Below are 22,449 nucleotides of genomic sequence, written 5' to 3' on the forward strand. Positions count from 1 at the left end.
GCGACCGGCCCGGCCCGGCCCTCAGTCCATCAGGGCGAGGACCGGGCCCATGAGGGCCAGGGCGTACTGGGCGGCGACGAGGACGCGGCGGGGCACGACGAGGGCCGCCACGCCCGTCGCGGCGGCGAGGCCCACGGCCCAGAAGCCGGCCGTGACGAAGCCTCCGCCGACGCCGTCGCCGGAGACCGCGTCGCCGAGGGTGACCATCATGGTCGCCACCACGCAGGCCGCGACCAGCAGCAGTCCGACGCCCGCGAGGACGCGGAGCGCGGTGGGGCCCGGGGCGTACGGGTCGGGGGCGGGGTGCCGTGTCGTCATGGCCCCATCCCATCAGCGCGCCGGGGCCGCCGGCAGGGGTGCGCGTACTCAGCCGGGGCCGGGCGCGTACTCAGTCCGCGGGTGCGGCGCGGCCGGCGGGCGGGGCGTGTACCGGGCGGGGGTTCCGGACGCCCGCGCCGTGTCGGCCCGTGGCGTCGCCGGGGGCGCCGTGGGCGCCGTAGTCGCCCAGCAGGGCCACCTCGACGGCGGCGGAGCCGAAGGCCCGCAGCGCCGCCGCCAGGCGGCGGGGACGGGGCCGGGGGACGGTGGTCACGAGGGTGAAGGTCGTCGCGCTCATGACTCCATTCTGGATTCCGGACATTCGCCGCACATCGCCCTGCGGGCGGAACCCGGCTCACCCTTGCGGCGGACCCGCCCCCTACGGGAAACCGATTCGCCCGGGCCCCGCGACCGGAGTTAGACTCATCGGCTTCCCCGCCTCCCGTCCGCGTACGGAGAGCGCCGCCGCCCGGTCGGAAACCGGCGGCCACATCGACGTGTCCGTGTGTCCGTGATCCGTGTACCGACCGGAGGCTTCACCGTGTCCGCTGCCGTGCCCACCGACGATCCGCTCGTACGCGAGCGGGCCCACCTCACCTCCTCCCGTGCCGCCCTGCGCGCGATGCGCGAGGAGGTGGAGGCGCTGGACATCAAGGACGTCACCGCGAACTGGGTCAACTCGATCGTCCTGGAACGGCAGATCGAGGACCGCATCAAGGCGCTCGCCGACCTCTCCCACACCCCGCTCTTCTTCGGCCGGCTCGACTACCTGCCGCCCGCCCAGCACGGGCAGCGCTTCTACATCGGCCGCCGGCACGTCCACGACGCGCACGGCGACCCCATGGTCATCGACTGGCGCGCGCCGGTCTCGCAGCCGTACTACCAGGCGTCGAAGAAGGACCCGCAGGACGTCGGGCTGCGCCGCCGCTTCGGCTACACGGGCGGCGAGCTCACCGCGTACGAGGACGAGCGCCTCTCCGACCCCGCCGAGCTGCAGCGCACCAGCCGGCTGCTCCAGGCGGAGATCGAGCGGCCGCGCGTCGGCCCCATGCGGGACATCGTGGCGACGATCCAGCCCGAGCAGGACGAGATCGTCCGCTCCGACCTGTCCGGCACGCTGTGCGTGCAGGGCGGCCCGGGGACCGGGAAGACGGCCGTCGGCCTGCACCGTGTCGCGTACCTGCTGTACGCGCACCGGGAGCGGCTCGCCCGCACCGGCACCCTCGTCATCGGGCCGAACCGGTCCTTCCTCCAGTACATCGAGCAGGTGCTGCCCGCGCTCGGCGAGCTGGAGGTGAAGCAGGCGACCGTCGACGACCTCGTCGCGCACGTGGAGGTGCGGGGTGCGGACGAGGCGGCGACCGCGGTCGTGAAGGGCGACGCCCGGATGGCGGAGGTGCTGCGGCGGGCGGTCTGGTCGCACGTCACCCTGCCGACGGAACCGCTGATGGTGGTGCGCGGCTCACGGCGCTGGCGGGTCCCCGCGTACGAACTGGAGGAGATCGTCAAGGAGTTGACCGCGCGCGACATCCGTTACGGGGCGGCCAGGGAGGCGCTGCCGCAGCGCGTCGCGCATGCCGTCCTCGTGCGGATGGAGCAGGCCGGTGAGGCACCCGACGACCGGGTGCAGAACGCGGTCGCGCGCAACGCGGCGGTGAAGGCGCTGGTGAAGGAGTGCTGGCCGGCGATCGACCCGGCGAAGCTGGTGCTGCGGCTGCTGGCCGATCCGGAGTTCCTCGCGGAGCACGCCGCCGGGGTGCTGACCGAGGAGGAGCGGAAGCTGTTGCTGTGGGCGAAGCCGGCGCGGAGCGTGAAGACCGCGAAGTGGTCGGCGGCGGACGCGGTGCTGATCGACGAGGCGACGGACCTGGTCGAGCGGACGCACTCGCTCGGGCACGTGGTCCTCGACGAGGCGCAGGACCTGTCGCCGATGCAGTACCGGGCGGTGGGACGGCGCTGCACGACCGGTTCGGCGACGGTCCTCGGCGACCTGGCGCAGGGCACGACGCCGTGGGCGACGGCGAGCTGGGAGCAGGCGCTGGCGCACCTCGGCAAGCCGGGGTCCCGCGTGGAGGAGCTGACGGCGGGCTTCCGCGTCCCCACGGACGTCATCGCGTACGCCTCCCGGCTCCTCCCGCACATGGCGCCGGGGCTCGCGCCGGTCGAGTCCGTACGGGAGAACCCGGGCGAGTTCGAGCTCCGCGAGGTGGCGGCGCCGTCCGACGCGGCGGTGGTGGCGGCGTGCGTGGACGCGCTCGCGCACGAGGGCTCGATCGGCCTGATCGCCGCGGACGCGCGGATCGCGCCGCTGGCGGAGGCGCTGGAGGCCGCGGGGCTCGCACACCTCTCCCCCGGTGAGGAGACGACCGCCGCGTCCCGCCTCACCCTGGTCCCGGCCTCGCTCGCGAAGGGCCTGGAGTACGACTACGTGGTCCTCGACGAGCCGGCCGCCGTCGTCGACGGCGAACCCGACGAACGCACCGGCCTGCGCCGCCTGTACGTCGCCCTCACCCGAGCCGTCTCCGGCCTGACGATCGTCCACGCGGCGCCCCTGCCGGGACAGTTGGCCGCCCACGCGTGACGGCGCCGCCGGGCCCGGGTCAGTCCGTGGTGATGCCCCGGGCGGCGAAGACCTCCGCCGCGTCCGGCACCGCGAGGACGCCGTCCTCCACGAAGGTGACCTCGCGGAGGTTGGGCAGCAGGTCGAGGTCGTCGAGGGAGCGGACGTCGAAGAGGTCGTCCTCGCCGTCCCAGGCGGGCGCGCAGTGGCGGAAGACGTCCGTCCCCGCGTCGAAGCACAGCTCCTCGACGGTGGCGAGCAGCTCCGCCGGGATCTCCAGCGCCTCGAAGTACTCCCGGGACTCCGGCAGCACCTCCTCGTGCAGGCCGTTCGCCAGGACGTAGGAGGCGGCGTCGGTGACGCCCCGCTCGGCCATCCGCGCGTGCAGGTCGTAGACCGGGAGGAGCGTCCCCGCCTGGTACATGAGCTCCTCGATGACGAGCAGCTTGAGGTTGAAGTCGTGGAACCGGGTCATGGGGACATGGGTACCACGCCGCTCCGACAGCCCTCGGCGCGACGGTGGTGCCGGACCGTCACCCGAACTCGGGGAGGGACTCGGTCCAGGCTCGGCGGGCGACCGCGGCCAGGACGGGGTTCGGGGTGGGGGCGGTGCCGGGGCCGGGGTGGTCGCCGTAGTAGTGGTCGGTGACGAGGCCCCAGCAGAGGGCCCAGCCGCGGCCGCGGGCCCAGGTGGCGGGGTCGAGGCGGGAGGCCTCGCGGAAGAGGGGGCGGGTGGCGGGGGTGAGGAGGGTCCAGGCGGGGAGGAGGTCGGCGGCCGGGTCTCCGGTGCCGAGGCCGCCGAAGTCGATGACGGCGGTCAGGCGGCCGTCGTGGGTGAGGAGGTTGCCGGGGAGCAGGTCGCCGTGGAGCCAGACCGGGGGGCGGTCCCAGGCGGGGAGGGACAGGACCCGGTCCCAGGCCGCGAGGGCGGTGCCTTCGTCCAGGAGGCCCGCCGCGGCGAGGGCCTTCACGGCGGACGGCAGGGCGCCGCCCTCCCATTCGGTGACGGCGCCGCCGCGGAAGGAGCGGGGGCCGCCGGTCGCGTCGACGGAGCGCAGCGCGACGCCGAAGCGGCCCAGTTCCTCCGCCGCGTGGGCCAGGTCCCGTACCGGCGCCGTCCAGGCGTCGGCGCCGTCCAGCCACCTGTACACGCCCCACGGCCGGCCGAAGTCCTCTCCCGGGGCGCCGATGCCCACCGGGACCGGGATCGGCAGGGGGAGGGAGGGGGCAAGGCGCGGCAGCCAGCGGTGTTCCTTCTCGATCTGGCCGGTGGCCCATTCCGCCTTCGGCAGCCGTACGACGAGGTCGTCGCCCAGCCGGAACAGCGTGTTGTCCGTCCCGGCCGAGGCGACGGCCCGTACCTCCAGGCCCGCCCAGTGCGGGAACCGGGCCGCGATCAGTCGTCGTACGAGTGCCTCGTCCATTCCGTCCGTCATGGGCGGGAGGCTAGCCAGGTGCGTCGTGGCGGCGCACCGGCTTTTCGGCGGTGTGCGGCGACCGCCCGCTACGGGGTGTCGATCGCCTCGCGCCAGGTGCGGACCGCTTCGGCGGAGACCGGGGCGGTCCAGCCCTGCGGGCGGGCGGCGCCGCCGATGTGGAAGGCGGTGAGGCCGGCGGCGCGCAGGCGGGGCAGGTGGTCGAGGCGGAGGCCGCCGCCGACGAGGATCTGCGGTTCGTAGCCGGGTTCGCCGGCGCGGGCGGCCTCGGCCTCCAGGACGGGCAGGCCGTCGTCGACGCCGCCGGCGGCACCGGCCGTGAGGTAGGTGTCGAGGCCGGGGAGGTCGGCGAGGCGCTTGCGCAGGCCGTCGCGGTCGGCGGCGCGGTCGATGGCCCGGTGGAAGGTCCAGTGGGCGCCGTCGAGGACGGCGATGAGCCGTTCGACGGCGACGAGGTCCGGCGCGCCGTCGGCGGTGAGGAAGCCGAGGACGAACTCGTCGGCGCCGGCGGCGCGGAGCTCGGCGGCCCGGCCGGCCAGCGCGTCGACGTCGCCGGCCGCGAAGCCGTCCGCCAGGCGCAGCATGACGCGCAGCGGGATGTCGACGGCGCGGCGGATGGCCGTGAAGGTGGCCGTCGACGGGGTGAGGCCGTCCGCCGCCATGTCGGTGACGAGTTCGAGGCGGTCGGCGCCCCCGGTCTGGGCGGCGACCGCGTCCTGCTCGTCGAGGGCGATCACCTCCAGGACAGCACGGTTGCTCATTGCGCCCATTCCTCCATGAATGACGGCTACAGGTCTAGTCCAATGACCAGACTAGCCGTGCCGGTGACCTCCCGCATCGTGCTCGGCCGTCTCCGCGGGGGCGGGGGCGGAGCCCGGGGCGCCGGCCTTCACCGTGAAGGCGGCCGTGCGGACCTCGCCCTCGTGCTTGAAGTCGAGGAAGAGGCGGTACGTGCCGGGGGTCGGCGCGGTGGCGGTGAAGGAGACGTCGGGGCCGGGGCCGCCCTCGTTCGGGTGGACGTGGAGGTAGGCGAGGTCGCCCTGGCGGAGCGCGACCAGGTGGCCGTACGCACCGAGGTAGGGCTGCAGGTCGGTGACCGGCTCGCCGTCCTTGGAGACCGTGAGCCGCAGCTCACCGGGCTTGCCGGGGTCGAGGGTGCCGCCGAGGCGGACCTGGTAGCCGTCGACGGCGGCGGTGGGCTCGGCGGCGGGGAGCGGCCGGGGGGTGTAGGCGCCGGGGACGCCGAGGTCGACGCCGAGGGTGAGGGCCTCGGCGCCCTTCGCGGCGGGCGTGAAGTCGGCGAAGGCCTTGTAGGCACCGGCGGCCGGGAGGTCGGCGTCGACGCTCCAGGTGCCGTCGGGGGCCTTCTCGGGGTGGAGGTGGCGGAAGACCGTCAGGTCGCGCGAGGCGACGATGAAGTGCAGCTCCTTGTCGTGCTCGGTGGTGAAGGCGGTGACCTTCTTCCCGGTGGCGTCCTGGATGGAGAACTTCAGGGTGCTGCGGCCGACGGGCGGGGCCGGGGTCTCCAGGGCGAGGGTGTAGCCGCCTTCGGAGACCTGGAGGCCGCCGGGGAGTTCGGCGGCGGCCCGGTCGGGGGCCTCGCCGGGCGCCCGGTCGGGGGCGGTCGCCCCGTGGCCCGCGTGGTCGCCGCTCTCCGCCTTCCCGGGCCCGTCCACCGGGCCGACGCCCTTCCCGACCCCGTACGCGGTGCCGAACGTCGCGGCGAGCGCGGCCGCGAAGGCCGTGATCTTCATTCCGGTGTTCATGGCTGCTCTCCTCAGTGACCGGTGACCTTCTGTTCTCTGTTCCCTGCACTTCACCATACCCCTAGGGGGTATCAAGTCAAGCCGACTCGACCCTTGCACCGAATACCATGGGGGGGTATACATGGACTCACACCGCCGATACCCCCCGAGGGTATCCGGTCCACTGGACACACGATGGAGGACGACATGGGTTCCTGCTGCACCCCCGACCACAGCTGCTCCACCGGCGGCACCGCCACCGCGGTCGCCGTCGCCGACGCCACCAGCACCGTCTACGCCGTCTCGGGCATGACCTGCGGCCACTGCAAGACCTCGGTCACCACGTCCGTCGGCGCGGTGGAGGGCGTCCTCTCCGTGGACGTCGACGTCGCCTCCGGCCTGGTGACCGTCACCACCGACGGCGCGCCCGACGACGCCGTCATCGGCGCCGCGATCGACGACGCGGGCTACGAGCTGACCGGCCGCGCCTGACCACCGGCCCCACGAGCCGCCGGGGCCCGACCCGGACCGCCGCCCGGGCCCCGGCACCCGGCACACTCCCCCCATCTGCACCGAGGAGCAGGAATGACCACGACCACTCCGGGCACCGCCCAGGTCGAGCTCGCCATCGGCGGCATGACCTGCGCCTCGTGCGCGGCCCGCATCGAGAAGAAGCTCAACCGCATGGACGGGGTCGAGGCCACCGTCAACTACGCGACCGAGAAGGCCAAGGTCACCTTCTCCGCCGACATCCCGGTCGCCGACCTGATCGCCACCGTCGAGGCCACCGGCTACACCGCCGCCGAGCCCGAGCCGGAGCGCCCCGCGTCCGACGGCGCCGAGGGCGGCCCCTCCGACGAGGAGAAGGCCGACGCCGAGCTGCGGCCCCTGAAGCAGCGGCTGGTCACCGCCGTCGCCCTCGCCGTGCCCGTCATCGCGATGGCGATGGTCCCGGCGCTCCAGATCGAGTACTGGCAGTGGCTGAGCCTCACCCTCGCCGCGCCGGTCGTCGTCTACGCCGCCTGGCCCTTCCACAAGGCCGCCTGGACCAACGCCAGGCACGGCGCGGCCACCATGGACACGCTGATCTCGGTCGGCACGACCGCCGCGTTCCTGTGGTCCCTGTGGGCGCTGTTCTTCGGCACGGCCGGTACGCCGGGGATGACGCACCCCTTCGAGTTCACCATCGCCCGCACCGACGGCGCCGGGAACATCTACCTGGAGGCCGCCGCCGGCGTCACCGCCTTCATCCTGGCGGGCCGCTACTTCGAGGCCCGCTCGAAGCGGAAGGCCGGCGCCGCGCTCAAGGCGCTGATGCAGCTGGGCGCCAAGGAGGTCACCGTCCTCAGGAACAGGCGCGAGATCACCGTGCCCACCGCCGAACTCCAGGTCGGCGACCGCTTCCTGGTCCGCCCCGGCGAGAAGATCGCCACCGACGGCACCGTCGTCGAGGGGTCGTCCGCCGTGGACGCCTCCATGCTGACCGGCGAGTCCGTGCCGGTCGAGGTCTCCGTCGGGGACTCCGTCACCGGCGCCACCCTGAACGCCGGCGGCCGGCTCGTCGTCGAGGCCACCCGCGTCGGCGCCGACACCCAGCTCGCCCGGATGGCGAAGCTCGTCGAGGACGCGCAGAACGGCAAGGCCGCCGCCCAGCGGCTCGCCGACAGGATCTCGGCCGTCTTCGTCCCGATCGTCATCGCGCTCTCGCTCGGCACGCTCGGCTTCTGGCTCGGCACCGGCCAGGGTCTGACCGCCGCCTTCACCGCCGCCGTCGCCGTCCTGATCATCGCCTGCCCCTGCGCCCTGGGCCTGGCCACCCCGACCGCCCTCATGGTCGGCACCGGGCGCGGCGCCCAGCTCGGCATCCTGATCAAGGGGCCCGAGGTCCTGGAGACCACCCGCAAGGTCGACACCATCGTCCTCGACAAGACCGGCACCGTCACCACCGGCCGGATGACCCTCCTCAAGGTCCACACCGCCGCCGGTACGGACGAGACCGACGTCCTGCGCCTCGCCGGCGCCCTGGAGCACTCCTCCGAGCACCCGATCGCCCAGGCCGTCGCCACCGGCGCCGCCGCGAAGGTCGGCACCCTGCCCACCCCCGAGGACTTCGCCAACGTCCCCGGCCTCGGCGTCCAGGGCGTCGTCGACGGCCACGCCGTCCTCGTCGGCCGCGAGAAGCTGCTCGAAGAGTGGGCGATGGAGCTGCCCGCGGACCTCAAGTCCGCGAAGGACGCGGCGGAGAAGGCCGGGAAGACGGCCATCGCGGTCGCCTGGGACGGGGAGGCCCGCGCGGTCCTGGAGGTCGCCGACGCGATCAAGGAGACCAGCGCGGAGGCGATCCGGCGGCTCAAGGCCCTCGGGCTCACCCCGATCCTGCTGACCGGCGACAACCAGGCGGTCGCCGAGTCCGTCGCCGCCGAGGTCGGCATCGGCGAGGTCATCGCCGAGGTCATGCCGCAGGACAAGGTCGACGTGGTCAAGCGCCTCCAGGCCGAGGGCCGTTCGGTCGCCATGGTCGGCGACGGCGTCAACGACGCCGCCGCGCTCGCCCAGGCCGACCTGGGCCTGGCCATGGGCACGGGCACGGACGCCGCCATCGAGGCCGGCGACCTCACCCTCGTACGAGGCGACCTGCGGGCCGCGGCGGACGCCATCCGGCTCTCCCGCAGGACCCTCGGCACCATCCGGTCCAACCTCTTCTGGGCCTTCGCCTACAACGTGGCCGCCCTGCCGCTCGCCGCGGCCGGACTGCTCAACCCGATGATCGCCGGTGCCGCGATGGCCTTCTCCTCGGTCTTCGTGGTCGGCAACAGCCTGCGGCTGCGCGGCTTCCAGGCCGCCACCACGTGACCTCCGGACCCCTCGACCCGACGGGAGCCCTGTTGTGGCCGGTTACTCACAGCACAAGGAAGACGTCATCAGAAGGCTCCGGCGGATCGAGGGACAGGTCCGGGGAGTGCAGCGGATGGTCGACGAGGACACGTACTGCATCGACGTCCTGACCCAGGTCTCGGCCATCAACGCCGCCCTCCAGTCCTGCGCCGTCGCCCTCCTGGACGAGCACCTCGCCTGCTGCGTCACGGAGGCGATCGCCGCCGGCGGGGACGAGGCCAAGGAGAAGGTCGGCGAGGCGTCGAAGGCGATCGCCCGGCTGATCCGGACCTGACGACAGCGAAGTCCACGACCGCCCCCGTCACGGGGGCGGTCGTCGTTCCGCGCCGAAGCCGACCCGGGGTGATCGGACGGGGATGGTCAGACGGGGACGGTCAGACGTGGAGCGCCGGCGGGAAGCCCGTCCAGCGGAGGTCCTCGGGCAGGTGCCGGGTGTCGTTGAGGACGAGGACGGTCGGCGGGCGTCCGGGGGCGTAACGGATCACCGTCAGCGCCGCGTTCGCCTGGTTGACGCCCATCCACCGCCAGGCGGGCGCGTCCAGCGCCGCCCGCACCAGCCAGCCGACGAGGAAGTTGTGGGTGACGAGCAGCTCGTGACGCGGCTCGTCCCCCTCCACCGGCCCCGTGAAGCGCGCGACCGCCTGCGCCGCCAGCTCCGCGCCGCGCGCCCGCTCCTCCGCCGGGAACTGCTCCAGGAAGCCGAGCATCGCGTCGGCCGACCCGCCCGGCAGCTCCTCCCGTGACGGCTGGTACGGGACGTAGTCGCCGGCCTCCTCCGCCCCGCGTACCGGTACGCCGTCCAGCCGCTCGCCGATCAGCCGGGCCGTCTCCGCGGCGCGGGCCAGCGGCCCGTGGTGGACGGCCGCCAGCGGCACGCCCCGCAGCCGCTCCCCGAGCAGTGCGGCCTGCCGCCGCCCCGCCTCCGTCAGCCCGGACTCGTCGGGCGTGGCCTCGCCGTGCCGGGTGACGTAGAGGAAGCGGTCGGCCGTGCGGGGGCTGCTCATGGATGCGTACCTTCCGTACCGGAGAAACGATCTTTCGGTTTCCCCCCCGGACGCGCTTCCGGCACCCGCCGGTTGCGCGGCACGCTGCGCCGACCGGGGTGGGCGGCGCGGACCGGGCGGCGCCGAACGAGTGGACTCGCCCCGCTCCCGTCGGCGGGCGCCGCGACAGTACGGCCGCCGGTGCTGATCTGGCAGCGCGCGTATCCGCTCCTTCTCCTCCCGCCCCCGGAAGGCGTCCCCCATGCGACGACCCACCCCCCGCCGGCTCCTCGCCACCGCCCTGCTCCTCGCGGCGGCCGCCCTCGCGCCCGCCGCGCTCCCGGCGACCGCCGCGCCCGTCCCCGTACCGCTCCGGCACGGCGACGGCGACGACTGCCGGGGCGAGGACGGGCTGCCGCCCGCCACCGTCGCCCGGCTCGACACGACCGTCGAGAAGGTGCGGCGGCAGGCGGGGATCCCCGGCCTGGTCGTCGGCGTCCGGATGCCGGGCAAGGGGTGCTACGTCCGCGCCACCGGGGTCGCGGACAAGAAGACCGGCCGGCCCATGACCGCCGACGGGTACATCCGGATCGGCAGCGAGACGAAGACCTTCACCGTCACCGCGCTCCTCCAGCTCGTCGACGAGGGGAAGGTCGGACTCGACGACCCGATCGACGACTACGTCCGGGGCGTGCCGAACGGCCACCGGATCACGCTGCGGCAGCTCGCCGAAATGCGCAGCGGCCTGTTCCCGTACACCGCCGACCCGGACTTCGTCCACGACCTGCTGAGCGAGCCGGAGCGGCCGTACAACCCGTGGGAGGCGGTGTCGTACGGCTACCGGCACGCGAACACCTTCCAGCCGGGCGCCACCTTCCAGTACTCCAACTCCAACCTCGTCCTCCTCGGCCTGGTCGTCGAGAAGGTCACCGGCCGGCCCCTCGCGAAGGTCCTGCACGACCGGGTGATCCGGCCGGCCGGGCTGCGGCACTCGTTCCTGCCGAAGGGCGCCGAGTTCCCGGAGCCGCACCCGCGCGGCTACACCGACCAGACGCTCGACGGCTCCGTCGCCGACGCCACCGACTGGAACCCGAGCTGGGCCTGGGCGGCCGGCGGGATGATCTCGGACTTCGACGACCTGCACCGCTGGGCGAAGGTCCTCGCCACCGGCGAACTCCTCAGCCCCGCCACCCAGGCGCAGCGCCTCAGGACCCTCCCGACGGGCTTCCCCGGCACCTCGTACGGCCTCGGCATCCTGAACACCAACGGCTGGATCGGCCACAACGGCTCCCTCCCCGGCTACGAGACCGTGACCGTCTACCTCCCGTCGCAGAAGGCCACGCTCGTCCTGATGCTCAACACCGACGCGCTCAGCGGCGGCCAGGAGCCGTCCACGCTGGTGGCGAGGGCCGTCACGGAGATCGTCACGCCGGAGAACGTGTACGCGGGCTCGGTCACGCCGCGCCGCTGACCGCGGCCGTGTCTACGATCGGGCCATGAGCGCTGACTGTTCTCGCTGGTCCATCGGTTCGCGGAACTCGTTCCTGTCCATCGGGTCGGTCGGCTCGACGCTGTCGATCGGCTCGGTGGGCTCCTTCCTGTCCATCGGCTCGGTCGGCTCCGCGGCCTCCGTCCTCTCGGTCGGCTCCTGGGCGAGCCTCGGCTCGCTGCTCTCGGCGGAGTCCCGGTGGTCGGCCCTGTCCTGGCGCTCCCGGGGCGCCGTGCTCGCCGCCGGCGCGGGCCTCGCGGCCGCCGCGCTGACGGCCCTCGCCGCGGCCCGCAGCGACTGAACGCGCCCGACGGACCGATCCGTTCGGTTCCTATACTGGTGCGCCCCTCCCCTACCGCTAGGACGTACCCCATGGCCGTCAGCGAGGACGTCCTCGCCGCGTACGGGATCCCCGTCATCCCCGACCCCGCCGACGCGGCCTCCCGCAAGCGGCAGGCGATCATCGACGCGGCGCTGACGGAGTTCCTCGCGGAGGGGTACTCGGCCGCGTCGATGGACGCGATCACCGCCCGGTCCGGGGTGTCGAAGGCGACGATCTACAAGCACTTCGGCAGCAAGGAGCGGCTGTTCCTCGCCGTCGTCGGCGGGATACTCCCGAAGACGTACGCGGACCTGGAGCCGACGAACTCCACCGTCGCCGCCGCCCCCGACCTGCGCGCCGCCCTGGTGCGGCTGACGACGGACTGGGCGCGGATCCTGCTGCGGCCGGACATCATGTCGCTGCGGCGGCTCGTGATCGGCGAGATCGACCGCTTCCCGCAGCTGGGGCAGCTCTGGTACCGCGTCAGCTACGACATGAACAACGGCCCGCTCGTCGAGGCCTTCACCGAGCTCGGCGCCCGCGGGGTCCTCGACGTGCCGGACCCGAAGCTGGCGGTGCAGCAGCTCGTCGCGGCGACGGTCGGGGTGCCGCAGCTCGTGCGGACCTTCTCGCCGGAGGCGGAGATCGACGACGCCGAACTGGAGCGGACGATCGCCTCGGGAGTGGACCTGTTCCTGGCCCGGTACGCGGCCGCCGGAGCCTGACGAGCAGCGGGCGGAGCGGCTCGCGACGTCCACGGGGCCACCGGGTCGCCGGCTCCTCCGCCCCCCGGCTCACCGGACCACCAGGCCCACCGCCAGGACGGCGATCAGGGCGCTCGACGCCAGGCCCGTGAGGAGCCGGGCGCGGGCGCCCGTCAGGGCGTGGCCGAGGAGCGTGCCGGTGGCGGCGAGCAGCAGCTGCCAGCTCGCCGAGGCGGCGAAGGCCGCGGCGACGAAGACGGCCGCCTCGGCCGGGCCCGTCGTCGCGTGGCCGCCGAGGACGAGGGCCGTGAAGTACAGGACCGTCATCGGGTTCAGGGCCGTGATGCCGAGGAAGGTCCAGAAGGCCCGGTGCGGTGCCGTCACCGGCCGGTCCTCCGCCGGGGTCCCGGCCCGGTGGGCGCGGAGCGCGCTACGGGCCGAGGCCGCCGCGAGGGCCAGGAGGACGAGGACGGACGCCCAGCGCAGGGGCGTCGCCACCGGCGCGAGGAGCGGCACGAGCGCGGCCCCGCCGGCGACCGCGAGCAGGGCGTACGCCCCGTCCGCCGCCGCGATGCCGAGCGCCGCGCCCGCCCCCGTACGCCACGGGCTGCGGGCCGCGACCGCCACCAGGTGCGCGCCGACGGCGCCCACCGGGACCGCGATGCCGTAGCCGGCCAGCAGGCCGGCCACCGCCGCGCCGGTCACGCGACGGCGGGGGTCGCACCTCCGGTGACCGGGGACGTCTGCTGTCGGTGGTAGGCCGCGCCGTCCTTCGTCCGGGCGAGGAAGCCGCCGACGACGAGGTAGCGGCGCAGGGCCGGGTAGTCCTCGTGGACGGTCTTCAGGGCCTCGTTGACCTCGGACTCGCGGTAGACGCGGCCGGACTCGAAGAGGCTCTCGGCGAGGTGCGCGAGGAGCGCCTCGCGGCGGGCCGGACGCCGCGGGATCGCGACGAGCCGCCCGTCGGCGGCGAAGAGGTCCGCGACGGGGCGCGGGGAAGGAGGGGTCATGGGGGGTAAGGGTGTCGAGCGTCCCTCTTCCCCGCAAAGGGTTTTCGGGCGCCCGGCGGCTCCGGCCGCCTCAGCGGAGCATGACGTTCACCGCGTCCTGGAAGGTGGGCAGGATCGGCGGGAGGCCGACCTCCTGGAAGATCGGGCGGGCCTTCGCCGCGAAGGCGAGGAAGTCCTCCTCCGAGTCCCAGAAGTCCACGACCCGCCAGCCGCCGGAGCCGTCGGGGCCCGCCGCGTGGGCGAGGAAGCCCTGCGGGGGCCACCACTCGGCCTCCTTGAGGCGGCGGGTCGTGGACTCGTACTGCTCCTGGGTGCCGCCGGGGATCTCGACGGTGACGATGACGGCCATGCTGCTGCTCCCGTACGTGCGGGGGTGGGGGTCCCGACCAGCTCACCCCCGCCCCGGTGCCCCCGCACCGCGACGGGGACCGAACGGGCGAGCGCCCGCGGCGAAGGGCCGCCCGGCGTCCGCGGCGGACGTCGGGCGGCCCTTTCGGTCGGGCGCAGGTCAGGCGGCGGCCTTCTCGCCCTGCGGGGCGGGCGCCGGGGCGGCCCCGGCGGCCGCGGCCCTGTCGCCCTTCATCACCAGGAGGGTGACGACGCCGCCGACGGCGGCGATGACGGCCGCGCCGATGAAGGCGGCCGAGAAGCCCTCGGTGAGCCTGGGCAGGTCGCCGAGCCGGTCGGCGCCCTGCGACATGGCGACCGCGGTGAGGGCGGCGAGGCCGAGCGCGGAGCCGACGTTGTAGGTGGTGTTGACGATGCCGGAGGCGAGTCCGGCCTGTTCCTGCGGGGCGCCGGACATCGCGGCGATCATCGCCGGGATGTAGGCGAGGGACATGCCGAGCGCGGCGACGAGCGAGGCGGGCAGGACGTCGACGAGGAAGGTGCCGGTGGGCTCGACGGCGGCGAGCCAGACCAGGCCGGCGGCGAGGACCAGCAGACCTCCGCCGATGAGCGGCTTGGCGCCGACCTTCGCCATCAGGCGGGCGGTGACGGCCGTCATGAAGATCATGAGGAGCACGGTCATCGGGAGCAGCGCGGCGCCGGAGGCGAAGGCCCCGTAGCCGAGGACCTGCTGGAGGTACAGGTTGAGGAAGTACCACATCGGGATCCACGCGGCGCCGAGCAGCGTCATCGCCAGGTTGGCGGAGCCGAGGCGCGGGACCCGCCAGACGCCGAGCGGCATGAGGGGCTCGCGGACGGACTTCTGGATCACGAGGAACAGGGCCAGGAGGACGGCGGCGCCGATCAGCTGGAGGACGGTCGAGGTGGAGCCCCAGCCGGTCTCGGGGGCGCGGACGACGGCGAGGACGGCGAGGGCGAGGCCGGCGGTGACGGCGGCGGCGCCGAGGACGTCGACGGCGCCGCGGCGGGAGCCGACCTCCGGGAGGAGCCTGGTGGCGGCGAGGGTGGCCAGGCCGATCGGGATGTAGATGATGAAGACCCACTGCCAGGCGGCCCATTCGGTGAAGACGCCGCCGAGGAAGACGCCCGCGGTGCCGCCGGCCGGGGCGGCGGCGCCGTAGAGCGCCATCGCCTTGCCGAGCTCCTTCGGGTCGTGCATGAAGAGCATCATCAGGAGGGTCATGGCGGAGGGCGCGATGAGCGCACCGCCGACGCCCTGCACGGCGCGGCCCGCGATCTCGACCCAGGCGGTCTGCGCGGCGGCGGCGAGGACCGAGCCGGCGATCATCACGGACCAGCCGGCGACGAAGATCCTGCGGGCTCCGACGAGGTCGGAGAGGCGTCCGCCGAGGAGCAGCAGGCCGCCGAAGACGATCACGTAGGCGTTGAAGACCCACTGGAGCTCGCCCTGGGAGAAGCCCAGGTCCTTCTGCATCTCGGGGAGCGCGACCCCGATGATCGAGGTGTCCATGATGACCATGAACTGGGCGGTGGCGAGCACGAGGAGTGCCCACCAGCGCCGGGGGTTGACGTTCGACATCGCACTGCCCCTCACTCGCGACTACATACCCCTAGGGGGTACCTTCGCGGAGCACCGTAACATACCCATGGGGGGTATGTAAGGCCGAGGCGTGCACGCCTTCACGGGCCGGCGGAACGGGCACAATGCGCCCATGACCGCAACCGAGGACAGCGCGACCGCCGCCGGCGACCTCCTCCGGCGCTGGAACGCCACCCTGCTCGCCGCCCGCGCCGGCCGCGGGGGCCCCGACCCCGCCCCGTACGGCCGCGACCTGCTCGCCCGCTGGGCCGAACCGCAACGCCGCTACCACACCACCGCCCACCTGCGGGCGGTCCTCGACCGGATCGACGAGCTCACCGACATGGGCGGCGAGGGCGGGGAGCTCGAACTCGTCCGCCTGGCCGCCTGGTTCCACGACGCCGTCTACCGCCCCGACCGCTCCGAGAACGAGGAGCGCTCCGCCCACCTCGCCGAACGCGCCCTGGCCGAAGCCGGGCTGACCGCCCACGAGGTCGCGGAGGTGGCCCGCCTGGTCCGCCTCACCGTCACCCACGACCCGGCCCCCGGCGACCTCAACGGCGAGACCCTCTGCGACGCCGACCTCGCCATCCTCGCCACCGGCCCCGACACCTACGGGGGGTATGCGGCGGCCGTCCGCGAGGAGTACGCCTTCGTCCCCGACGACGCCTTCCGCGAAGGCCGCGCCGCCGTCCTCCGCCACCTCCTCGCCCTCCCCCGCCTCTTCCGCACCCCGTACGGCGCGGCGGTCTGGGAGGAGCAGGCCCGCGAGAACCTGGAGAAGGAACTCGCGGAACTGACCGGCCGGTGAGAACGGAGACGCCCGGCCGGGAGGATCCCCGGCCGGGCGTCTCGCACCCGCCGTCTCGCACCCGCGGGTCACCCCCGGCGCCGTCTCGCATCGCGAGAAGAACCGGCACCCCGGAATGACAGGAACGAACCACCGGTTGGCACATGTCATGCCGTCTCTCTCCGCCGAGCCCTCCCCCGCTCCTCCCGCACCCACCCCCACCGCCACCCGGATGCCCCTGGCCGTCTACATCCTCGGCCTCTCCGTCTTCGCACTCGGCACGAGCGAGTTCATGCTCTCCGGCCTGCTGCAGGCCATCGCGGACGACATGGACGTCTCCATCCCGCAGGCCGGACTGCTCATCTCCGCCTTCGCCATCGGCATGGTCGTCGGCGCCCCGCTGCTCGCGGTGGCGACCCTCCGCCTCCCCCGCAAGACGACCCTGATCGCCCTGATCACCGTCTTCGGCCTCTCCCAGATCGCCGGCGCGCTCGCCCCGAGTTACGGCATCCTCTTCGCGTCCCGCGTGATCAGCGCCCTCGCCTGCGCCGGCTTCTGGGCCGTGGGCGCGGCCGTCGCCATCGCGATGGTCCCGGTCGACACCCGGGCCCGCGCCCTGGCGGTCATGATCGGCGGCCTCTCCATCGCCAACGTCCTCGGCGTCCCGGCCGGCTCCTTCCTGGGCGAACACCTCGGCTGGCGCTCCGCCTTCTGGGCCGTCGGCGCCGCCTCCGCGATCGCCCTCGCCGGCGTCGTCACCCGCATCCCCCACCTCCCGCTCCCGGAGACGAAGCCCCGCCTCAGGCAGGAGCTCACGATCTACCGGGACCGCCAGGTCCTCCTCTCGATCACGGTCACCGCCCTCGCCGCGGGCGGCGTCTTCTGCGCCTTCTCCTACCTGGCCCCGCTCCTCACCGACGTCTCGGGCCTGGGCGAGGCCTGGGTCTCCGGCGTCCTGGCCCTCTTCGGCATCGGCGCGCTGGTCGGCACGGTGATCGGCGGCCGCGTGGCCGACGCCCACCTCTTCGGCGTCCTCCTCACCGGCATCACGGCCTCCACCGTCTTCCTGGTGGCCCTGGCCCTCTTCGCCGCCGTCCCCGCGGCGACCGTCACCCTCGCCTTCCTCCTCGGCGTCTCGGCCTTCTACACGGCCCCCGCCCTCAACGCCCGCATGTTCAACGTCGCGGGCGCCGCCCCCACCCTGGCCGGCGCCACCACCACCGCCGCCTTCAACCTCGGCAACACCGCCGGCCCCTGGCTCGGCGGCACCGTCATCGACGCCGACCTCGGCTACGCCTCCCCCGCCTGGGCCGGCGCCGCCATGACCCTCCTGGCCCTCGCCACCGCCGCCGTCGCCCTCCGCCTCACCCGCACGAGCAGGTCCAGGGTGGTGATGGGCGCCCAGGGCGCACCGTCGAAGCAGCAGGCTTACGACCACCAGGGCTAGGCCGACCCGCTGCTCCCGCGCGACCGGGACTACGCCTGCGCCGGCCGTCCCTTGGGCCGGCGCAGCCCCGCCTCCGTCAGGCGGCGGAGGAGTTCCTTGGAGCCGACCGGGAGCGCGCCGGCCGCGACGGTCCTGTCGTACCAGTCGGCCGGGATGTCGTAGTGGTCGCGGTCGAAGCCGCGGGCGGGGGCGCCGAGGGCGGCGGCGAAGGCGTGGAGTTCCTCGAAGGAGGCGTCGCTGACGAGGTGGGACCACATGCGGCCGTGGCCCGGCCAGATCGGGGGGTCGATGTAGAGGGTCATCGGCGGAGCCCCGTACCGCCGGCCGCGCCCGCGGGCCCCGCGGTCCCGGCCGACTCCCCGGAGGCCGCCCCGTGCCTCACGTCAGCCCGCCCACCCGGGCCACCACGACGCCCTGCTTGCCGCAGACCCAGTGGGGGTCCGGGCCCAGTTCGGGTTCGACGTCGAGGGCGTGGGGGTCGCCGGAGGAGCAGACGGGGCAGAGGGGCCAGCGGCCGTAGGCCTCCAGGAGGGCGTCCTGGACGTCCTGGGCGACGAGGCCGGCGACGTACTCGACGCCCTCGGGCCACTGCTCGACCCACCAGCGGCGGTGCGTCACCGCGTCCTCCACCATCGACACGACCTGCGCGGCGGCCACGTCACGGGCCGCGAGGTCGGCCAGCACCAGTGCGCGAGCGGCGTGCAGCGCCTGCTCCACGGGGTCGATGTCGTCCATGGGGTCATTGTCCCCCGGCCGTCCCGGAAGGACGAAGGTCCCCTCCTCATCCGGGACGTACGGGGTCTTGTCCCCACCCGGCCCTGAAAGTATCTTTCAAGCGTGACCAATGACGTGAAGGAAACTTTCAGCGGGGAGGCGCCCCCCGCCCCCGCCGCCCTCGCCGCCAAGGTGCGGACCCTCGCCCCTTCCATGACCCGTTCCATGCAGCGGGTCGCCGAGGCCGTCGCGGGGGACCCCGCCGGGTGCGCCGCCCTCACGGTCACCGGTCTCGCCGAGCTGACCGGCACCAGCGAGGCCACCGTGGTCCGCACCGCGCGGATCCTCGGCTACCCGGGCTACCGCGACCTGCGGCTCGCGCTCGCCGGGCTCGCCGCCCAGCAGCAGTCGGGGCGGGCCCCTTCCGTCACCGCCGACATCGCGGTCGACGACCCCGTGGCCGACGTCGTCGCCAAGCTCGCCCACGACGAGCGACAGACCCTCGCCGACACCGCCGCCGGGCTCGACACCGCGCAGCTCGGCGCCGTCGCCGCCGCCTGCGCCGGCGCCCGCCGCATCGACGTGTACGGCGTCGGCGCCTCCGGCCTCGTCGCCCAGGACCTCGTGCAGAAGCTGCTGCGCATCGGCCTCATCGCCCACGCCCACGGCGACCCGCACCTCGCCGTCACCAACGCCGTGCAGCTCCGCCCCGGCGACGTCGCCCTGGCCATCACCCACTCAGGCTCCACCGGCGACGTCATAGAACCGCTCCGGGTGGCCTTCGAGCACGGCGCCACCACGGTCGCGATCACCGGCCGCCCCGACGGCCCCGTCAGCCAGTACGCCGACCACGTGCTGACCACCTCCACCGCCCGAGAGAGCGAGCTCCGGCCGGCCGCCATGTCGTCCCGCACCAGTCAACTCCTGGTCGTGGACTGCCTGTTCACCGTCATCACGCAGCGTACGTACGAGACCGCGGCCCCTGCCCTCGCGGCCTCGTACGAAGCCCTGGCCCACCGGCACGCGCCCCGAACCACCCGCTGACACCACGACCATGAAAGAGCAGCCGCCCGTGTCCACCACGTACTCCGAGCTCCGCGCCCAGCTGGCCACCCTCACCACCGAGGCGTTCCGCCCCGAACTGGCCGAGATCGACCGGCTGTCCACCCTGGAGATCGCCCGCACGATGAACGGCGAGGACCAGTCCGTCCCCGCCGCCGTCGCCCGCGCGCTCCCCGCCATCGCCGCCGCCATCGACGCCACCGCCGAGCGGATGGCCCGCGGCGGCCGCCTCCTCTACCTGGGCGCCGGCACCGCCGGACGCCTCGGCGTCCTCGACGCCAGCGAGTGCCCGCCCACCTTCAACACCGACCCCTCCCAGGTCGTCGGCCTGATCGCGGGCGGCCCCTCCGCCATGGTCCAGGCCGTCGAGGGCGCCGAGGACTCCAAGGAGCTGGCCGCCGCCGACCTCGACGCGCTCGGCGTCGGCCCCGACGACACCGTCGTCGGCATCTCCGCCTCCGGCCGCACCCCGTACGCCATCGGCGCCGTCGAGCACGCCCGGAGCCTCGGCGCGCTCACCATCGGACTGTCCTGCAACACGGACAGCGCGCTCGCCGCGGCCGCCGAGCACGGCATCGAGGTCGTCCCCGGACCCGAACTCCTCACCGGCTCCACCCGCTTGAAGGCCGGCACGGCCCAGAAGCTCGTCCTCAACATGATCTCGACGATCACCATGATCCGCCTGGGCAAGACCTACGGGAACCTCATGGTCGACGTCCGCGCCTCCAACGAGAAGCTCCAGGCCCGCTCGCGCCGCATCGTCGCGCTCGCGACCGGCGCCCCCGACGAACAGATCGAGGCCGCGCTCGCCGCCGCCGACGGCGAGGTGAAGAACGCCATCCTGATCATCCTCGCCGACGTCGACGCCGCCACCGCGGCCCGCCGCCTGGAGGAGTCCCACGGCCATCTGCGTGCGGCGCTGCACGCGACCACCCCCTGAGCCGCCCCGCCCCGCCCCCTCCCCCGTACCGAAGGCACCACCGCACCATGAGCACAGACGACAAGAACCGCGCCATCGCCGCCGCGATCCTCCCCCTCGTCGGCGGCGCCGGGAACATCTCCTCCGTGGCCCACTGCATGACCCGCCTCCGGCTGGGTCTGCGCGACCGCTCGCTCGTCCAGGACGAGGCCCTCAAGGCCCTGCCGTCCGTGATGGGCGTGGTGGAGGACGACACGTACCAGATCGTCCTCGGCCCGGGCACGGTCGCCCGCGTCACCCCCGCGTTCGAGGCCCTGGTGGCCGAGGGCGCCGCGCAGGCCCCCACGCACTCCGCCGAGGAGCTGGCCGACAAGGGCGCCGCCCTCAAGGCGGCCCGGAAGGCGAAGAACGCGACCCCCTTCAAGCTCTTCCTCCGCAAGATCGCGAACATCTTCGTCCCGCTGATCCCCGCCCTCATCGGCTGCGGCATCATCGCCGGCCTCAACGGCCTGCTGATCAACCTCGGCTGGCTGCCCGGCGTCACCCCGGCGCTCGCCGCCATCGCCAGCGGCTTCATGGCCCTCATCGCGGTCTTCGTCGGCTTCAACACGGCGAAGGAGTTCGGCGGCACGCCGATCCTCGGCGGCGCGGTCGCCGCCATCATCGTCTTCGCGGGCGTCGCCAAGATCGAGGTCTTCGGCCAGACCCTCTCCCCCGGCCAGGGCGGTGTCCTGGGCGCGCTCGGCGCGGCCGTCCTCGCCGTGTACGTGGAGAAGTGGTGCCGCCGCTGGGTGCCGGAGTCCCTGGACGTCCTGGTCACCCCGACGCTCACCGTGCTCGTCTCCGGGCTCGTCACGATCTACGGCCTGATGTTCGTCGCGGGCGAGGTCTCCCAGGGCATCGGCGACTTCGCCAACTGGCTCCTGGAGAACGCGGGCGCCGGCGCCGGCTTCCTCCTCGGCGGCCTCTTCCTGCCGCTGGTGATGCTCGGCCTCCATCAGGCCCTCATCCCGATCCACACCACGCTCATCGAGCAGCAGGGCTACACCGCGCTCCTGCCCATCCTGGCGATGGCGGGCGCGGGCCAGGTCGGCGCGGCCATGGCCGCCTACCTGAGGCTGCCGCGCAACGGCTCCATCCGCCGCACCATCAAGTCCGCCCTCCCGGCCGGCTTCCTCGGCGTCGGCGAGCCCCTCATCTACGGCGTCTCCCTCCCCCTGGGCCGCCCCTTCGTCACGGCCTGCGTGGGCGGCGCGTTCGGCGGCGGCTTCGTCGGCCTCTTCTCGATGCTGGGCGACAAGGTCGGCTCCACTGCGATCGGCCCGTCCGGCTGGGCGCTCTTCCCGCTCCTCGACGGCAACAAGGGCCTCGGCACGACCATCGCGATCTACGCGGGCGGCCTGATCGTCGGCTACCTCGTCGGCTTCGTCGCCACCTACTTCTGGGGCTTCAGCCGCGAGCTGATCGAGGAGTTCGACGTGGACACGGAGGCCGCGGCCCCCGCCCCGGTCGCCGCGGGCCCGCCCGCCGCCGCCCCGGGCCACGAGCCCGAGCCCGTGAAGGTCTGACCCCCGCCCGCCCCGCACCGGGATTCCCTCCGTACGGCTCCGGAGGACGAGGCCCCGCCTCCGCGCACGTCACGCGGGCGCGGGGCCCCGGTCGACGACGACGCCGACGACGCTGGAGACCGGCAGCAGGCCCCAGAAGCGGGAGTCGGTGCTGAAGGCGGGGTTGTCGCCGAGGAGGGCGATCCGGCCGGGCGGGACGAGCGCGCCCTCGGGGACGCCGGCGGCGGCGCACACCTCGGGCGGCACGGGCTCCCCGGCCAGGGCGGCGACCCGCTTCACCACCAGCGGCGGCCCGACCGCCGGGCCGGCGCCCGGCCGGGGGCGCACGAGCCCCTCGGGCGGGGCGACGACGACGATCCGGCCGGTACGCAGCCGGGCCGCGCCGCCGCGGACCACGAGGACCCGCTGGCCGTCCCGCAGGGCCGGCATCATGCTCGGCCCGTTGATCCGGAGCCGGGAGAGGAAGCGGCGCAGCAGCACCAGGAGCAGGACCGGCCCCGCGGTCGCGCCGAGGATCACGTACGGGTACATCCGCGTCT

General features: G+C 74.2%; 26 protein-coding genes. 12 read left to right on the plus strand and 14 right to left on the minus strand.

Going from position 1 to position 22,449, the window contains the following annotated elements; all coding sequences use genetic code 11:
• Window positions 1–21: 21 nt before the first annotated feature.
• Both AB0E19_RS20760 and AB0E19_RS20765 read right to left on the minus strand, forming a co-directional pair.
• Complete coding sequence (locus AB0E19_RS20760) at window positions 22–318, minus strand: hypothetical protein (RefSeq protein WP_362182026.1); 297 nt, start codon at window positions 316–318, stop codon at window positions 22–24.
• A 70-nt stretch (window positions 319–388) separates the two neighbouring features.
• Complete coding sequence (locus AB0E19_RS20765; protein WP_362182029.1) at window positions 389–616, minus strand: hypothetical protein; 228 nt, start codon at window positions 614–616, stop codon at window positions 389–391.
• Window positions 617–859: 243 nt separating this feature from the next.
• Here AB0E19_RS20765 and AB0E19_RS20770 point away from each other — a divergent pair, with 243 nt between their 5' ends.
• Window positions 860–2,899 (plus strand): UvrD-helicase domain-containing protein, encoded by a 2,040-nt coding sequence (locus AB0E19_RS20770; RefSeq protein ID WP_362182032.1) that lies wholly within the window; start codon window positions 860–862, stop codon window positions 2,897–2,899.
• Between the two features lie 19 nt (window positions 2,900–2,918).
• On the opposite strand, the gene AB0E19_RS20775 is transcribed toward AB0E19_RS20770, so the two are convergent.
• The 4 genes from AB0E19_RS20775 to AB0E19_RS20790 all read right to left on the minus strand — a co-directional run bounded on the left by AB0E19_RS20775 (window position 2,919) and on the right by AB0E19_RS20790 (window position 6,080).
• Window positions 2,919–3,353 (minus strand): hypothetical protein, encoded by a 435-nt coding sequence (locus AB0E19_RS20775; protein WP_362182035.1) that lies wholly within the window; start codon window positions 3,351–3,353, stop codon window positions 2,919–2,921.
• 58 nt (window positions 3,354–3,411) lie between these two features.
• Window positions 3,412–4,314: an aminoglycoside phosphotransferase family protein gene (locus tag AB0E19_RS20780; RefSeq protein ID WP_362182038.1), complete on the minus strand. Its 903-nt coding sequence runs from the start codon at window positions 4,312–4,314 to the stop codon at window positions 3,412–3,414.
• Between the two features lie 68 nt (window positions 4,315–4,382).
• Window positions 4,383–5,075 carry a copper homeostasis protein CutC gene (locus AB0E19_RS20785; RefSeq protein ID WP_362182041.1) on the minus strand — a complete coding sequence of 231 codons (693 nt, stop codon included), beginning with the start codon at window positions 5,073–5,075 and terminating at the stop codon, window positions 4,383–4,385.
• A gap of 51 nt (window positions 5,076–5,126) precedes the next feature.
• Window positions 5,127–6,080 (minus strand): hypothetical protein, encoded by a 954-nt coding sequence (locus AB0E19_RS20790; RefSeq protein WP_362182044.1) that lies wholly within the window; start codon window positions 6,078–6,080, stop codon window positions 5,127–5,129.
• Between the two features lie 186 nt (window positions 6,081–6,266).
• Between AB0E19_RS20790 and AB0E19_RS20795 the strand changes: the two genes are divergently transcribed.
• The 3 genes from AB0E19_RS20795 (at window position 6,267) to AB0E19_RS20805 (ending at window position 9,228) form a co-directional block, all read left to right on the plus strand.
• A complete protein-coding gene (locus AB0E19_RS20795) occupies window positions 6,267–6,551 on the plus strand; it encodes a heavy-metal-associated domain-containing protein (RefSeq protein ID WP_362182047.1) in 285 nt (94 codons plus the stop codon).
• 93 nt (window positions 6,552–6,644) lie between these two features.
• Entirely contained in the window at window positions 6,645–8,912 is a 2,268-nt protein-coding gene (locus AB0E19_RS20800) for a heavy metal translocating P-type ATPase (RefSeq protein WP_362182050.1), read from the plus strand.
• Between the two features lie 34 nt (window positions 8,913–8,946).
• The gene (locus tag AB0E19_RS20805) at window positions 8,947–9,228 is read left to right on the plus strand and encodes a metal-sensitive transcriptional regulator (RefSeq protein WP_362182053.1); all 282 of its coding nucleotides are present in this window, start codon (window positions 8,947–8,949) and stop codon (window positions 9,226–9,228) included.
• Between the two features lie 100 nt (window positions 9,229–9,328).
• Here the strand turns inward: AB0E19_RS20805 and AB0E19_RS20810 are convergent, their stop codons facing one another.
• On the minus strand, window positions 9,329–9,958 hold the full coding sequence (locus AB0E19_RS20810) for a histidine phosphatase family protein (RefSeq protein WP_362182056.1): 630 nt from the start codon (window positions 9,956–9,958) through the stop codon (window positions 9,329–9,331).
• Window positions 9,959–10,199: 241 nt separating this feature from the next.
• Here AB0E19_RS20810 and AB0E19_RS20815 point away from each other — a divergent pair, with 241 nt between their 5' ends.
• The 3 genes from AB0E19_RS20815 to AB0E19_RS20825 all read left to right on the plus strand — a co-directional run bounded on the left by AB0E19_RS20815 (window position 10,200) and on the right by AB0E19_RS20825 (window position 12,473).
• Entirely contained in the window at window positions 10,200–11,408 is a 1,209-nt protein-coding gene (locus AB0E19_RS20815) for a serine hydrolase domain-containing protein (protein ID WP_362182059.1), read from the plus strand.
• A gap of 25 nt (window positions 11,409–11,433) precedes the next feature.
• Complete coding sequence (locus tag AB0E19_RS20820) at window positions 11,434–11,727, plus strand: hypothetical protein (RefSeq protein ID WP_362182062.1); 294 nt, start codon at window positions 11,434–11,436, stop codon at window positions 11,725–11,727.
• Between the two features lie 71 nt (window positions 11,728–11,798).
• Complete coding sequence (locus AB0E19_RS20825) at window positions 11,799–12,473, plus strand: TetR/AcrR family transcriptional regulator (RefSeq protein ID WP_362182065.1); 675 nt, start codon at window positions 11,799–11,801, stop codon at window positions 12,471–12,473.
• Between the two features lie 69 nt (window positions 12,474–12,542).
• Here AB0E19_RS20825 and AB0E19_RS20830 read toward each other — a convergent pair whose 3' ends face one another.
• From AB0E19_RS20830 to AB0E19_RS20845, 4 genes are all read right to left on the minus strand, one after another.
• Complete coding sequence (locus AB0E19_RS20830; RefSeq protein WP_362182068.1) at window positions 12,543–13,157, minus strand: LysE family transporter; 615 nt, start codon at window positions 13,155–13,157, stop codon at window positions 12,543–12,545.
• On the minus strand, window positions 13,154–13,462 hold the full coding sequence (locus AB0E19_RS20835; protein ID WP_362182071.1) for a DUF2087 domain-containing protein: 309 nt from the start codon (window positions 13,460–13,462) through the stop codon (window positions 13,154–13,156). The genes AB0E19_RS20830 and AB0E19_RS20835 overlap by 4 nt, the downstream gene beginning before the upstream one ends.
• 70 nt (window positions 13,463–13,532) lie before the next feature.
• The gene (locus AB0E19_RS20840; RefSeq protein WP_362182074.1) at window positions 13,533–13,811 is read right to left on the minus strand and encodes a hypothetical protein; all 279 of its coding nucleotides are present in this window, start codon (window positions 13,809–13,811) and stop codon (window positions 13,533–13,535) included.
• Window positions 13,812–13,970: 159 nt separating this feature from the next.
• Window positions 13,971–15,410, minus strand: a complete 1,440-nt coding sequence (locus tag AB0E19_RS20845) for an MFS transporter (protein WP_362182077.1) — start codon at window positions 15,408–15,410, stop codon at window positions 13,971–13,973.
• Between the two features lie 133 nt (window positions 15,411–15,543).
• Between AB0E19_RS20845 and AB0E19_RS20850 the strand changes: the two genes are divergently transcribed.
• On the plus strand, window positions 15,544–16,221 hold the full coding sequence (locus tag AB0E19_RS20850; protein WP_362182080.1) for a hypothetical protein: 678 nt from the start codon (window positions 15,544–15,546) through the stop codon (window positions 16,219–16,221).
• Between the two features lie 211 nt (window positions 16,222–16,432).
• Window positions 16,433–17,647 (plus strand): Cmx/CmrA family chloramphenicol efflux MFS transporter, encoded by a 1,215-nt coding sequence (locus AB0E19_RS20855; RefSeq protein ID WP_362182446.1) that lies wholly within the window; start codon window positions 16,433–16,435, stop codon window positions 17,645–17,647.
• A gap of 29 nt (window positions 17,648–17,676) precedes the next feature.
• On the opposite strand, the gene AB0E19_RS20860 is transcribed toward AB0E19_RS20855, so the two are convergent.
• The gene (locus AB0E19_RS20860; protein WP_362182083.1) at window positions 17,677–17,949 is read right to left on the minus strand and encodes a DUF4031 domain-containing protein; all 273 of its coding nucleotides are present in this window, start codon (window positions 17,947–17,949) and stop codon (window positions 17,677–17,679) included.
• A 76-nt stretch (window positions 17,950–18,025) separates the two neighbouring features.
• On the minus strand, window positions 18,026–18,382 hold the full coding sequence (locus tag AB0E19_RS20865; RefSeq protein WP_031015735.1) for a hypothetical protein: 357 nt from the start codon (window positions 18,380–18,382) through the stop codon (window positions 18,026–18,028).
• Window positions 18,383–18,484: 102 nt separating this feature from the next.
• Here AB0E19_RS20865 and AB0E19_RS20870 point away from each other — a divergent pair, with 102 nt between their 5' ends.
• Genes AB0E19_RS20870 through AB0E19_RS20880 form a run of 3 tightly spaced genes read left to right on the plus strand, consistent with a single transcriptional unit; the run spans window position 18,485 to window position 21,910 of the window.
• On the plus strand, window positions 18,485–19,405 hold the full coding sequence (locus AB0E19_RS20870) for a MurR/RpiR family transcriptional regulator (RefSeq protein WP_362182087.1): 921 nt from the start codon (window positions 18,485–18,487) through the stop codon (window positions 19,403–19,405).
• A 28-nt stretch (window positions 19,406–19,433) separates the two neighbouring features.
• Window positions 19,434–20,363 carry an N-acetylmuramic acid 6-phosphate etherase gene (gene murQ / locus AB0E19_RS20875; protein ID WP_362182092.1) on the plus strand — a complete coding sequence of 310 codons (930 nt, stop codon included), beginning with the start codon at window positions 19,434–19,436 and terminating at the stop codon, window positions 20,361–20,363.
• A gap of 47 nt (window positions 20,364–20,410) precedes the next feature.
• Window positions 20,411–21,910, plus strand: a complete 1,500-nt coding sequence (locus AB0E19_RS20880; RefSeq protein ID WP_362182095.1) for a PTS transporter subunit EIIC — start codon at window positions 20,411–20,413, stop codon at window positions 21,908–21,910.
• A 69-nt stretch (window positions 21,911–21,979) separates the two neighbouring features.
• Here the strand turns inward: AB0E19_RS20880 and AB0E19_RS20885 are convergent, their stop codons facing one another.
• Window positions 21,980–22,441 carry a S26 family signal peptidase gene (locus tag AB0E19_RS20885; RefSeq protein ID WP_362182098.1) on the minus strand — a complete coding sequence of 154 codons (462 nt, stop codon included), beginning with the start codon at window positions 22,439–22,441 and terminating at the stop codon, window positions 21,980–21,982.
• Window positions 22,442–22,449 lie beyond the last annotated feature (8 nt).

This window comes from Streptomyces sp. NPDC047974 (assembly GCF_040653375.1).
Taxonomy (GTDB): Bacteria; Actinomycetota; Actinomycetes; order Streptomycetales; family Streptomycetaceae; genus Streptomyces.

What these genes read in the sequence shown, in the direction of transcription:
- AB0E19_RS20865 (WP_031015735.1), bottom strand. Translation starts at nt 18,382, where the DNA reads ATGGACGACATCGACCCCGTGGAGCAGGCGCTGCACGCCGCTCGCGCA.
- AB0E19_RS20810 (WP_362182056.1), bottom strand. Translation starts at nt 9,958, where the DNA reads ATGAGCAGCCCCCGCACGGCCGACCGCTTCCTCTACGTCACCCGGCAC.
- AB0E19_RS20790 (WP_362182044.1), bottom strand. Translation starts at nt 6,080, where the DNA reads ATGAACACCGGAATGAAGATCACGGCCTTCGCGGCCGCGCTCGCCGCG.
- AB0E19_RS20860 (WP_362182083.1), bottom strand. Translation starts at nt 17,949, where the DNA reads ATGACCCTCTACATCGACCCCCCGATCTGGCCGGGCCACGGCCGCATG.
- AB0E19_RS20820 (WP_362182062.1), top strand. Translation starts at nt 11,434, where the DNA reads ATGAGCGCTGACTGTTCTCGCTGGTCCATCGGTTCGCGGAACTCGTTC.
- AB0E19_RS20775 (WP_362182035.1), bottom strand. Translation starts at nt 3,353, where the DNA reads ATGACCCGGTTCCACGACTTCAACCTCAAGCTGCTCGTCATCGAGGAG.
- AB0E19_RS20825 (WP_362182065.1), top strand. Translation starts at nt 11,799, where the DNA reads ATGGCCGTCAGCGAGGACGTCCTCGCCGCGTACGGGATCCCCGTCATC.
- AB0E19_RS20835 (WP_362182071.1), bottom strand. Translation starts at nt 13,462, where the DNA reads ATGACCCCTCCTTCCCCGCGCCCCGTCGCGGACCTCTTCGCCGCCGAC.
- AB0E19_RS20855 (WP_362182446.1), top strand. Translation starts at nt 16,433, where the DNA reads ATGCCCCTGGCCGTCTACATCCTCGGCCTCTCCGTCTTCGCACTCGGC.
- AB0E19_RS20815 (WP_362182059.1), top strand. Translation starts at nt 10,200, where the DNA reads ATGCGACGACCCACCCCCCGCCGGCTCCTCGCCACCGCCCTGCTCCTC.
- AB0E19_RS20850 (WP_362182080.1), top strand. Translation starts at nt 15,544, where the DNA reads ATGACCGCAACCGAGGACAGCGCGACCGCCGCCGGCGACCTCCTCCGG.
- AB0E19_RS20780 (WP_362182038.1), bottom strand. Translation starts at nt 4,314, where the DNA reads ATGACGGACGGAATGGACGAGGCACTCGTACGACGACTGATCGCGGCC.
- AB0E19_RS20880 (WP_362182095.1), top strand. Translation starts at nt 20,411, where the DNA reads ATGAGCACAGACGACAAGAACCGCGCCATCGCCGCCGCGATCCTCCCC.
- AB0E19_RS20760 (WP_362182026.1), bottom strand. Translation starts at nt 318, where the DNA reads ATGACGACACGGCACCCCGCCCCCGACCCGTACGCCCCGGGCCCCACC.
- AB0E19_RS20765 (WP_362182029.1), bottom strand. Translation starts at nt 616, where the DNA reads ATGAGCGCGACGACCTTCACCCTCGTGACCACCGTCCCCCGGCCCCGT.
- AB0E19_RS20800 (WP_362182050.1), top strand. Translation starts at nt 6,645, where the DNA reads ATGACCACGACCACTCCGGGCACCGCCCAGGTCGAGCTCGCCATCGGC.
- AB0E19_RS20795 (WP_362182047.1), top strand. Translation starts at nt 6,267, where the DNA reads ATGGGTTCCTGCTGCACCCCCGACCACAGCTGCTCCACCGGCGGCACC.
- AB0E19_RS20840 (WP_362182074.1), bottom strand. Translation starts at nt 13,811, where the DNA reads ATGGCCGTCATCGTCACCGTCGAGATCCCCGGCGGCACCCAGGAGCAG.
- AB0E19_RS20885 (WP_362182098.1), bottom strand. Translation starts at nt 22,441, where the DNA reads ATGTACCCGTACGTGATCCTCGGCGCGACCGCGGGGCCGGTCCTGCTC.
- AB0E19_RS20785 (WP_362182041.1), bottom strand. Translation starts at nt 5,075, where the DNA reads ATGAGCAACCGTGCTGTCCTGGAGGTGATCGCCCTCGACGAGCAGGAC.
- AB0E19_RS20845 (WP_362182077.1), bottom strand. Translation starts at nt 15,410, where the DNA reads ATGTCGAACGTCAACCCCCGGCGCTGGTGGGCACTCCTCGTGCTCGCC.